Consider the following 11379-nt stretch of genomic DNA (forward strand, 5'->3'; position numbering starts at 1 on the left):
ACGGCGGGCTGGGGGCGGACGGCGGGCGGACGGCGGGCCGGCGGGCGGGCGCGGGCCGTGACGGGGATCTCTCTGGACGCTCGCGGCGACCGGCGGGTAACCTTGCAGTCTGAGCAAGCGCTTAGTCCGGTGACAGGGGCCCCTGCCAGGGCCCGGGCAGAGGGAGTTCTCCGTGCGCCGAACCGTCTTCAACGAGGACCACGAAGCCTTCCGGGACACCATCCGGGCCTTCATCGAGGCCGAGGTCGTGCCCGTCTACGACGAGTGGATAGCGGCGGGCCAGGTTCCGCGCGACTTCTACTACAAGCTCGGTGAGCTGGGCGTCTTCGGTATCGAGGTGCCCGAGGAGTACGGCGGCGCGGGCGAGGAGTCGTTCAAGTTCCAGGCGGTCATCTCCGAGGAGTGCGCCCGCGCGGGCGTGTCCTTCGGCGGCTCCGGCGTGCATGTCGCGCTCTGCCTGCCGTACCTGAAGGCGTACGCGACGGACGAGCAGAAGAAGCGCTGGCTGCCGGGTCTGGTGAGCGGCGAGACCATGTTCGCCATCGCCATGACGGAGCCCGGCACCGGTTCCGACCTGGCCGGCATGAAGACCACCGCCAAGCTCTCCGAGGACGGTACGCACTACGTACTCAACGGCGCCAAGACCTTCATCACCGGCGGTGTGCACGCCGACCGGGTCATCGTCTGCGCCCGCACCGCGCCGCCGTCCGAGCAGGACCGCAGGTTCGGCATCTCGCTGCTCGTCGTCGACACCAAGTCCGAGGGGTACGCGGTCGGCCGCAAGCTCGACAAGCTGGGCCTGAAGACCTCTGACACCGCGGAACTGTCCTTCAGCGACGTCAAGGTGCCCGTCGAGGACCTGCTCGGCGAGGAGAACAAGGGCTTCTCCTACCTCGGCCAGAACCTCCCGCAGGAGCGCCTGGGCATCGCCGTCGGCGCCTACGCCCAGGCCAAGGCGGCCGTCCGGTTCGCCCAGCAGTACGTGGAGGAGCGCACCGTCTTCGGCAAGTCCGTCGCCTCGTTCCAGAACACCAAGTTCGAACTGGCCGCCTGCAAGACCGAGGTGGACGCCGCCGAGGCCGTCTGCGACCGCGCCCTGGAGGCGCACGACGCGGGCGAGCTGACCGCGGCCGAGGCCGCGAGCGCCAAGCTCTTCTGCACCGAGGTCGCGCACCGCGTCATCGACCGCTGCCTCCAGTTGCACGGCGGCTACGGTTACATGAACGAGTACCCGATCGCCCGTCTGTACGCCGACAACCGCGTCAACCGCATCTACGGCGGCACCAGCGAGGTCATGAAGATGATCATCGCCAAGGACATGGGGCTGTAGGCGGGAGCCCGCGGCCCCCCGCAGGACCGCAGGAAGCACTCGGGCCCGGCCGGCGACGGCCCGGGCCCGCCAGGGAGGGAAAGGGACGGCGGTGACCGCGGCGCGGCCCGCCGGGGCACGCCATCATGCACCCAGCACTCAGTTCGCTGCTCGATCTGCTCGACCTCGAACGGATCGAGGAGGACATCTTCCGCGGCCGGTCGCGGTCGGCCGTCGTACCGCGGGTCTTCGGCGGCCAGGTCGCCGCACAGGCCCTGGTGGCGGCCGGGCGTACCGTCCCCGAGGGCCGGGACGTGCACTCCCTGCACGCCTACTTCCTGCGCATCGGCGACCCGGGCGTGCCCATCGTCTACACCGTCGACCGGATCCGCGACGGCCGCTCCTTCACCAGCCGCCGGGTGGTCGCCGTCCAGCACGGCCAGCCGATCTTCCACCTCTCCGCGTCCTTCCAGACCTACGAGGACGGCCTCGACCACCAGGCCGGGATGCCGGACGCGCCCGATCCCGAGTCGCTGCCCACCGCCCAGGAGATGCTGCCGCGCTACGCCGACCGGTTCATCGAGCCCGCCGTCGTCCAGCGGATGCTGGAGGCGCGCGCCGGGGTGGACCTGAGGTACGTGGATCCGCCCCCGTACGCCACCGCGGGCCGGCCGCGTGAGCCGCGCTCCCAGGTGTGGTTCCGCACGGACGGCAAGCTCGCCGACGACCCGCTGCTGCACGTGTGCCTCGCCACCTACGTCTCCGACATGACCCTGCTCGACTCCGTCCTGCTGGCGCACGGGCGGGGCGGGTGGACCACCGGGGACGTGGTGGGGGCCTCGCTCGACCACGCGATGTGGTTCCACCGGCCGTTCCGTGCGGACGAGTGGCTGCTGTACGACCAGCAGTCGCCGTCGGCGCACGGCGGGCGGGGGCTCGGGCAGGCGCGGATCTTCACGCGGGAGGGGGACCTGGCGATCTCGGTGATCCAGGAGGGGGTCGTGCGGGTGCCGCGCTGAGCGGCGCTGGCAGGGCCCCGCCGGCGGCATCCCGAGGGCGGGACCCCGGTGGCGGGCGGCCGGTGCCGTCGCCTCCGGGTCAGGCGTCGTCCTCCAGGCCCGCCGCGTCCAGCAGGTACGCGGTCATGGGGTCGTAGTGCCGGGGACTGGTGACATGGTCGTCCAGGGGGACGGTGACCTGGAGGGTGCCCTCGGCCTCGCCGATGAACAGGGCCGGGTCGTTGCAGTCCGCGTAGCCGCACGCGTCCAGGCCGCGCCGGCCCGCGCAGCCCGCCCAGCCGTGGTCGGCGACCACCAGGTCGGGCAGCGGACGGCCGAGCCGCTCCAGGCCGTCCAGGATCGCCGTCATCGGGTCCGGGGAGTGTGTGTGCCAGAGGGTGGCGCCGCGCTCCAGCACCGCGACGTCCGCGAACTGGAAGACCATGCCCTCCGTGGTGTGCAGGCCCTCCGGGATCACCATGATCTCGCAGCCGGCGGCGCGCAGCGCGGCCGCCGTCGCCCGGTGCACGTCAAGCAGCCCGCCCGGGTGGCCGGTCGCGAACAGCACCCGCTGCCCGTCCTCGGCCGCCTTGCGCAGCCGGCCCGCGAGGCGCTCCAGGGCGTCGACCGTCAGTTCCGGGTCGATGGTGTCCTGGCCGAAGCGGTACTCGAAGTCGTCGTTGACCCCGCAGCGCTCGGCCATCAGGGCCAGCACGTCCTGCTCGTCCTGCCAGCGGTCGCCGAGCTCCAGGCCGAGCCAGTAGTGCCGGTCGCCGTTCGCGAGCTTGCGGTAGTGCGCGAGGTTGTTCTCACGGGGGGTGGCGACGTCGCCCGCGATGCGGGTGCGCACAAGGTGCTCGATCAGCTCGGCGCGGCTGGGTGTCCCGGGTATCGGCATAGGTCCCATTGTGCCGTCGGCCGCGGTGAACGGGAGCGCCGTCCCGAACGATGGGATGCTCCGGGGCGCGCGAGGGGCGCCCGGGGACGGTGGTGAGGAGCGCGGGTGCGGGGGCGCCCGGCGCCCGTGCGCGCACCCCCGGCACGCTCCACTTCGATGCGCACCTCGACACCTGGGAGACGTACTCCGGTGCCGCGTACACGCGCGGCACGCCGTTTCGACTGGCCACCGAGGAGGCATCCCCGACACCTCGGCCCTCTCCCACGTCGGCACGCGCGGCCTGCACTAACGGCAAGCGGGACCTGGATGACGACGCGAAGACGGGCTTCGGCATCGTCACCTCCGCGGACGTCATGCGGCGCGGTGTGGACGAGGTGACCGACCAGCTCCGGCAGCGCATCGGCGACCGTCCGCTGTAGACCTCGGCCGACATCGACGTCCTGGGCCCGGCCCACGCCTCCGGCACCCACGCCACGTCGGTGGCGGTGTCGCACACGGCGCACGAGCTGGTCATGATCACGACCCGGCAGATGGCGGGGTCCCGGGCGCGGGACTGACCGGCTCACCGGTTCCGACCTCGGCCCATACGGCCTTCCCGATGCCGTACCGGCGGGGACAGCAGCCCCACCGCTCGGCCAGCAGATGAACAAGCCGGAGGCCCCGACCGCCCGTGTCGTCCAGGTCGGCGGTCCGCGGCAGGGGGCGCCGGTCGTCCGCGTCGGCGACCTCGACACGCAGGCGCCCCTCGTACCGGGCCAGGCGCACGGCGATCTCTCTGCCACGGGGCGTGCCGGCGTGCCGGACGGCGTTCGTCACCAGCTCCGAGAGCAGCAGTTCCGCGGTCTCCGCGGGTTCGCCCGCGATCCCCCAGGCAGCGAGCTGGGACCGCAGGAGTGCGCGGGCCCGGCCGGCGCTGCGTGGCGTCCGGGGGAGCTGCCAGCGGATGTCGACGGCGTCGGCACCGGTCACAAAAGCCTCCAGGTGGCGTGCATCACTAGGACATCTCTAGAGATGTGGATGAGTAAAGCGGGATCGGCGTACCCTCGTCAACCACTTCTCTAGAGATGTCCCTTGAAGGGTTGTGCGGCGGTCGGAGGAAGGAGGCGGCCGGTCGGAACCGGCCGCCTAGGATGGCTCGACGTGTCTAGAGACGACCGTGTCCAGAGCTGACGAGGAGAGGACTGCCCTATGGCCAGCCGGGGCTCCGGGCGGCAGCCCAAGTACCAGCGCATCGCCGACGAGCTGAAGGCCGCCATCGAGGCGGGTGAGTACGGTCCGGGGGACCGGCTGCCGGGCGAGAACGAGCTGATGGCGCGGCACGAGGTGGCCAGGATGACCGCGCGGCAGGCACTGGGGGTACTGCAGGCCGAAGGGCTTGCGGAGGCGCGGAAGGGCGCCGGGGTGTTCGTCCGGGAGTTCCGGCCGGTCCGTCGGCGCGGCGTGCAGCGGCTCTCCGCGGGAACCTGGCGTGAGGGCCGGTCCCTGTGGGAGACGGACACGGCAGGGCGCGAACTGGCGGTCGAAGGGGTGTCGGTGACCGAGGAGGAGCCGCCGGAGGACGTCGCCGGCACGCTGCGGCTGGACGGGGGCGCCCCGGCCTGCGTCCGCCGCCGGCGGTTCGTCCTCGACGGGCGGCCGGTCCTCGCCGCCACCTCGTACCTGGACGCGGCCCTCGTCGCGGGCACCGCGATCACCGAGGCGGACACCGGACCCGGCGGCACCTACGCCCGGCTGGACGAGATCGGCCGCGCACCGGTCCGTTTCCGCGAGGAGGTCCGCTCGCGGATGCCCACTGCCGGGGAGACGGAGCAACTCGGACTGGCCGCCGGCACTCCGGTCGTCCTCGTTCGCCGGACCGCCTTCACGGACGACGGCCGGGCGGTCGAAGTGAATGACATGGTCCTCGACGCGTCCGCATACGTGCTGGAGTACGACATCGAGGCATGACGGACCGAGGCATGGCCGACCGAGGCGTGGCGGATCGGTGCATGGCGGATCGACGCTTGATGGGGCCCGCGTCGGGCGGAAGCGGTCGGCGTGAGGCCGACGGCTGCTTCGGAGGACCGGCTGTGGGGAGGGCCGACCGCTTCGGAGGGGCGGCGGCTGCGGGCGCCGGGGCCGGGTGCCCCCGGTGAGGCCGTCTCCGGTCGCCCCGGCCGGCACCGGCCAGAGGGAGCCAGGGGCCCGGTCCCGGTTCGGCGAGGGCCTGGGGCGCAGGATCGAGGGCGCCCCGACCCCGGATGTGGAATTGTTGCGGAAGGATGAAATCCGCATCCTGGCGCGTTGGCGTCTTCCGGAGACGTGCGAGGCGTACCGAGGAGGCAGTAGGTGGCGGGCACAGGCAGCGAGAGCGGCCATGGCGACGGGGACCGGGCGGCGGCACGGAAGGACGGCTGGGCCAGGCGGCTGACGGGATACGCGCTGCGGTACCGCAGGGACGTCGTCCTCGCCCTCGGTTCCTCGCTGGCCGGCATGGCGGTCCTGGCCGTCGTCCCGCTGCTCACCAAGGTGATCATCGATGACGTGATCGGCACCCACACCCGCTCCCTCGCGGTCTGGGTCTCCCTCTTCCTCCTCGCGGCCGTCCTCGTCTACGCCCTCACCTTCGTCCGCCGCTACTACGGCGGCCGGCTCGCGCTCGACGTCCAGCACGACCTGCGCACCGAGATGTACGACACCCTCACCCGGCTGGACGGCCGCCGCCAGGACGAGCTGTCCACCGGCCAGGTGGTGGGGCGTGCCACCAGCGACCTCCAGCTCATCCAGGGCCTGCTGTTCATGCTGCCGATGACGATCGGCAACGTCCTGCTCTTCGCCGTCTCGCTGGTGATCATGGCGTGGCTCTCCCTGCCGCTCACCCTCGTCGCCCTCGGTGTCGCCCCGGCCCTGATGTTCATAGCCAGGCGCAGCCGCACCAAGCTGCACCCGGCCACCTGGTACTCCCAGGCGCAGGCCGCGGCCGTCGCGGGCGTGGTCGAGGGCGCCGTGTCCGGGGTGCGGGTCGTCAAGGGATTCGGCCAGGAGGAGCAGGAGACCGGCAAGCTCCGCCAGGTCGGGCGCAGGCTCTACGCCGGCCGGCTGCGCACCATACGGCTCAACGCGAAGTTCACCCCGGCCCTCCAGGCCGTGCCCGCGCTCGGGCAGGTCGCCATGCTGGCCCTGGGCGGCTGGCTCGCGGTGCGGGGCGAGATCACCCTCGGCACCTTCGTCGCCTTCTCCACCTACCTGGCCCAGCTCGTCGGCCCGGTGCGGATGCTCGCCGTGGTGCTGACCGTCGGCCAACAGGCGCGGGCCGGTGTGGAACGCGTCCTGGAGTTGATCGACACCCGGCCCACCCTCAGCGACGGCACCAAGGAGCTGCCCGCCGACGCCCCGGCCACCGTCGAGTTCGACGACGTCACCTTCGGCTACGGCGACGCGCCCGCGGGCCGCGTCCTCGACGGTCTCACCTTCGGCATCCGCGCGGGCGAGACGGTCGCCGTCGTCGGCGCCTCCGGCTCCGGCAAGTCCACGCTCGCGCTGCTCCTGCCGCGCTTCTACGACGTGACGCACGGCGCCGTCCTCGTCGGCGGCCACGACGTCCGCGAGCTGACCCTCGACTCCCTGCGGGCCGCCATCGGCCTGGTCCCCGAGGACAGCTTCCTCTTCTCGGACACGGTGCGCGCCAACATCGCCTACGGCCGCCCCGACGCCACCGAGGAGCAGGTCGAGGCCGCTGCCCGTGCCGTCCAGGCCGACGGGTTCATCCGGGCGCTGCCCCAGGGCTACGGCACCCGGGTCGGCGAGCAGGGCCTGACCCTCTCGGGCGGCCAGCGCCAGCGCATCGCGCTCGCCCGCGCCCTCCTCACCGACCCGCGGCTGCTCGTCCTGGACGACGCCACCTCCGCCGTCGACGCCCGCGTGGAGCACGAGATACACGAGGCGCTGCGCGGCGCCACGGCCAACCGCACCACCCTCCTCATCGCGCACCGCCGCTCCACCCTCGGCCTCGCCGACCGGATCGCCGTGCTCGACGGCGGCCGGCTCGCCGACCTCGGCACCCACGACGAGCTGACCGCACGCTCCTCCCTCTACCGCAGGCTGCTGACCGACCCCGACGAACTGGGCGGCCCCTCCCACACCTCCGCTTCCCACAGCCCCCACGCCGGCGACACCCGTGACACGTGCGACGCCTGCGACCGCACCGGTCGCGAGGACGCCCGCGACGTACTGGACATCGGCATCGACGCCGAGTTCGACGCCGAGCGCGGTCTCACCCCCAGGCTGTGGACGGGCGACAGGGAGCCGAAGGACACCGCGCTCAGCGGCATGCCGGCCACCCCAGAACTGCTCGCCCAGGTGGACGCGCTGCCACCGGCCACCGACACACCCGACGTCGACGAGGCGCGCGCCGTGCGGCCCGAGGCGTCGTACGGACTGCGCAGGCTGCTGCGCGGCTTCGGCGCCCCCCTACTGATCAGCCTGCTCATGGTCGCCGTCGACGCGGGCATGGGCCTGCTGCTGCCCGTCCTGATCCGGCACGGCATCGACGAGGGCGTCAACCGCCTCGCACTCGGCGCCGTCTGGTCCGCCGCCACGCTGGCACTGGTCGCCGTCATCGCCCAGTGGGCGGCCCAGATCGGCGAGACCCGGATGACGGGACGCACCGGCGAGCGGGTCCTCTACACGCTCCGGCTGAAGATCTTCGCCCAGCTCCAGCGCCTCGGCCTGGACTACTACGAACGCGAGCTGTCCGGCCGCATCATGACCCGGATGACCACGGACGTGGACGCGCTCTCCACCTTCCTGCAGACCGGCCTGGTCACGGCCTTCGTCTCGCTGCTGACCTTCTTCGGGATCATGGTCGCGCTGCTGGCGATCGACGTGCAACTGGCCCTCGTCGTCTTCGCGACGCTGCCGCCGCTGCTCGTCGGCACCTTCGTGTTCCGCAGGAAGAGCCGGAAGGCGTACGAGCTGGCCCGCGAACGCGTCTCCGTGGTCAACGCCGACCTCCAGGAGACCGTGGCGGGGCTCAGGATCGTGCAGGCGTTCCGGCGGGAGCGGGCGGGCTCGGCGCGGTACGCCGAGCGGAGCCTGTCGTACCGCGCGGCCCGGGTGCGGGGCCAGTGGCTGATCTCCATGTACTTCCCGTTCGTCCAACTGCTGTCCTCGCTCGCCGGTGCCCTGGTGCTGGTCGTGGGCGCGTCCAGGGTGGAGAACGCGACCCTGACCACCGGTGCGCTGGTCGCCTACCTGCTCTACATCGACCTCTTCTTCGCGCCCGTCCAGCAGCTCTCCCAGGTCTTCGACGGCTACCAGCAGGCGACCGTCTCCCTCGGCCGCATCCAGGAACTGCTGCGGGTGCCGACGTCCGTGGCGGCGCCGGCCGCACCGCGGGGAGTGGAGGCGCTGCGCGGCGAGATCGCCTTCGAGGACGTGGTGTTCGAGTACACGCCCGAGACGCCGGAGGACGGCACGGCCCCCGGCGGCTCCACAAGCGGGACTTTTACGACCGGGACTTCCACGACCGGGACTTCGCCCACCGGGGGCTCCGCGCCCGAAGGATCCGAGTCCGGTGGCTCCGCGCCCGAAGGCTCCGCGCCCGGTGGCTTGGAGTCCGGTGGCGCCGGGCGGGGCGGTGAGGCGGCGCTGCGCGGCGTCACGCTGCGGATACCGGCCGGCCAGACCGTCGCCTTCGTCGGCGAGACGGGGGCGGGCAAGTCCACCCTCGTCAAGCTGGTGGCGCGGTTCTACGACCCGACGAGCGGGCGCCTGACCGTCGACGGCACCGACATACGCGACCTCGATCTGACGGCGTACCGGCAGCGGCTCGGCGTCGTGCCCCAGGAGGCGTACCTCTTCGCGGGCACGGTGCGCGACGCGATCGCGTACGGCAGGCCCGGGGCGAGCGACGCCGAGGTGGAGGCGGCGGCCCGCGCGGTGGGCGCGCACGACATGATCGCCACGCTCGACGGCGGCTATCTGCACGAGGTCAGCGAGCGCGGCCGCAACCTGTCGGCCGGTCAGCGGCAACTGGTCGCGCTCGCCCGCGCCGAACTGGTCGACCCCGCGATCCTGCTGCTGGACGAGGCCACCGCCTCCCTCGACCTGGCCACCGAGGCGCAGGTCAACCGAGCCACGGACCGCCTCGCGGGCCGCCGCGCGGCAGGCTCCCGCCCGTCGCCCGACCACCGCCCCCCAACGAGCGCCGGTGCGCGCACGACCCTGATCGTCGCCCACCGTCTGACCACCGCGGCCCGGGCGGACCGGGTGGTGGTGATGGACCACGGCCGGGTCGTGGAGGACGGCACGCACGACGAACTCGTCGCCGCGTCAGGGCACTACGCCCGCCTGTGGCACACCTTCCTCGGTGACCACACACCGTCCGAGACCCCGGCGGGCCCGCTGCCCGCGGCCGGTCGCGGCCCCGGTCCCGGCCAGGAACCCGAGTCGGTCCGGGCCTGATCAGGGCACGGTCAGGCCCGGGTCGGGGTCGGGGCCGCGACCCGGGTGGGTCCGGGTCGGGGCCCGCTCGGTGGCCGCCCGGGCCCGAGGTCCTCTGGTGACCCGGCCCCACCTCCGCTAGGTTCGCACGCGCATTCGTACGTCCCACCCGCATCAGCGGCGAACCGGAGGAGTGTGCATGCGCAAGGCTGTCAGGTGGCTGCTGGCCCTCGTGGTGCTCATAGGCACCCTGAGCACGTTAGGCAGCACCGCGGGGCAGGCCGAGGCCGCCGGGCCCGCCGTCGCCCAGGACACCACCGCCGACATCAAGGACCGGCTCCTCGCCGTCCCCGGCATGAGCCTGCTGGAGGAGAAGCCCTACGACGGCTACCGCTTCTTCGTCCTCGCCTACACCCAGCCCATCGACCACAGGCACCCCGAGCGCGGCACCTTCCAGCAGCGCATCAGCATCCTGCACAAGGACGTCGACCGCCCCACCGTCTTCTGGGCCAGCGGCTACGCACTCCCCGAGGACATCGAACGCGCGGAGCCGACCCGCATCGTCGACGGCAACCAGGTCACCCTGGAGTACCGCTACTTCCTCCCGTCCCGGCCCAGCCCGGCCGACTGGTCGAAGCTCGACATCTGGCAGGCGGCCAGCGACCAGCACCGCATCTTCGAGGCGCTGAAGCCGATCTACGGCAGGAACTGGCTCGCCAGCGGCCTCTCCAAGGGCGGTATGACGGCCACCTACTACAAGCGGTTCTACCCCCACGACATGGACGGCATCGTCGCCTACGTCCCGCCGGACGACGTCGTCAACGACGAGGACTCGGCGTACGACGCGTTCTTCGAGCGGGTCGGCACCAAGGAGTGCAGGGACAAGCTGAACGCCGTCCAGCGCAAGGCGCTGGTGCGGCGGGCCCCGATGGAGCGGATCCTCGCCCGCTACATCGCCGACAACGACTACACCACGACCCTCGTCGGATCGCTCGACCGCACCTTCGAGGTCGGCGTCCAGGACCTCGTGTGGAACTTCTGGCAGTTCCACGTCGAGCCGGAGTGCGCCGAGGTGCCCGACGCCGCCACCGCCGGCGACCAGGAGATCTTCGACTACATCGACAAGATATCCGGCTGGTACTACCACGTGGACGCGGGCATCTACGAGATCATGCCGTACTACTACCAGGCGGGCACCCAGCTCGGCTCGCCGCACCTGGAGCTGCCGCACCTGGAGGGGCTGACGCACTACCCCTACCGCACGCCCAGGCTCTACGTGCCCCGGTCCATCCCGATGAGCTTCGACTCCGGGGCGATGCACGACGTCGACACATGGGTGCGCGACCACGCCTCGCGGATGCTGTTCCTCTACGGCCAGAACGACCCCTGGAGTGCGGAGCGCTTCGAACTCGGCAGCGGTGCCCGTGACTCGTACGTCTTCACGGTGCCGGGCGCCAGCCACATGGTGGCCGACGTCGCCGGACTCGCACCCGACCAGAACGCCTTCGCCACCGCCCGCGTCCTCGCCTGGGCCGGTGTGGCCCCGGCGGCGGTCACGGCGGACCCGTCGACGGCACGGCCCCTGGCCGCGTACGACGCACGCCTCGACCGCCAGGCGACCCGGAACGAGGTGTTCTGACCCCGGCGCCGGGTCGTCGGTGTCGGGCGCCGGGTCCGGCACGGTCGGCGCGGTCCGCCACGCCGACCGCTGATCGCCGGACGGGGGCGCGTGGCCCGTGGACTCCACGGGC

General features: G+C 72.4%; 8 protein-coding genes. 6 read left to right on the forward strand and 2 right to left on the reverse strand.

Annotated features, from left to right (window positions below; genetic code table 11):
- Positions 1–172 precede the first annotated feature (172 nt).
- Positions 173–1330 (forward strand): acyl-CoA dehydrogenase family protein, encoded by a 1158-nt coding sequence (locus tag IE313_RS21685; protein ID WP_189934754.1) that lies wholly within the window; start codon positions 173–175, stop codon positions 1328–1330.
- 125 nt (positions 1331–1455) lie between these two features.
- Complete coding sequence (locus IE313_RS21690) at positions 1456–2328, forward strand: acyl-CoA thioesterase (RefSeq protein ID WP_189934756.1); 873 nt, start codon at positions 1456–1458, stop codon at positions 2326–2328.
- Between the two features lie 79 nt (positions 2329–2407).
- Here the strand turns inward: IE313_RS21690 and IE313_RS21695 are convergent, their stop codons facing one another.
- Positions 2408–3205 carry a phosphatase gene (locus IE313_RS21695; RefSeq protein ID WP_189934758.1) on the reverse strand — a complete coding sequence of 266 codons (798 nt, stop codon included), beginning with the start codon at positions 3203–3205 and terminating at the stop codon, positions 2408–2410.
- A gap of 92 nt (positions 3206–3297) precedes the next feature.
- On the opposite strand from IE313_RS21695, the gene IE313_RS21700 reads away from it, so the two are divergent.
- A complete protein-coding gene (locus IE313_RS21700) occupies positions 3298–3624 on the forward strand; it encodes an arginase family protein (RefSeq protein ID WP_189934760.1) in 327 nt (108 codons plus the stop codon).
- Positions 3625–3721: 97 nt separating this feature from the next.
- On the opposite strand, the gene IE313_RS21705 is transcribed toward IE313_RS21700, so the two are convergent.
- Positions 3722–4174, reverse strand: coding sequence for an ATP-binding protein (locus IE313_RS21705; RefSeq protein ID WP_189934762.1), 453 nt, complete (start codon positions 4172–4174; stop codon positions 3722–3724).
- Between the two features lie 219 nt (positions 4175–4393).
- Here IE313_RS21705 and IE313_RS21710 point away from each other — a divergent pair, with 219 nt between their 5' ends.
- The 3 genes from IE313_RS21710 to IE313_RS21720 all read left to right on the forward strand — a co-directional run bounded on the left by IE313_RS21710 (position 4394) and on the right by IE313_RS21720 (position 11267).
- Entirely contained in the window at positions 4394–5152 is a 759-nt protein-coding gene (locus IE313_RS21710) for a GntR family transcriptional regulator (RefSeq protein ID WP_189934764.1), read from the forward strand.
- A 459-nt stretch (positions 5153–5611) separates the two neighbouring features.
- Entirely contained in the window at positions 5612–9649 is a 4038-nt protein-coding gene (locus IE313_RS21715; RefSeq protein WP_229924844.1) for an ABC transporter ATP-binding protein, read from the forward strand.
- A gap of 178 nt (positions 9650–9827) precedes the next feature.
- Positions 9828–11267: a serine protease gene (locus tag IE313_RS21720; protein WP_189934768.1), complete on the forward strand. Its 1440-nt coding sequence runs from the start codon at positions 9828–9830 to the stop codon at positions 11265–11267.
- Positions 11268–11379: the final 112 nt, after the last annotated feature.

The sequence above is a fragment of the Streptomyces sulfonofaciens genome (genome assembly GCF_014656295.1).
GTDB classification, from domain to species: domain Bacteria; phylum Actinomycetota; class Actinomycetes; order Streptomycetales; family Streptomycetaceae; genus Streptomyces; species Streptomyces sulfonofaciens.

Excerpts from the sequence above, each read along its gene's own strand:
- IE313_RS21710 (WP_189934764.1), top strand. The coding sequence starts at position 4,394 with ATGGCCAGCCGGGGCTCCGGGCGGCAGCCCAAGTACCAGCGCATCGCC.
- IE313_RS21695 (WP_189934758.1), bottom strand. The coding sequence starts at position 3,205 with ATGCCGATACCCGGGACACCCAGCCGCGCCGAGCTGATCGAGCACCTT.
- IE313_RS21720 (WP_189934768.1), top strand. The coding sequence starts at position 9,828 with ATGCGCAAGGCTGTCAGGTGGCTGCTGGCCCTCGTGGTGCTCATAGGC.
- IE313_RS21690 (WP_189934756.1), top strand. The coding sequence starts at position 1,456 with ATGCACCCAGCACTCAGTTCGCTGCTCGATCTGCTCGACCTCGAACGG.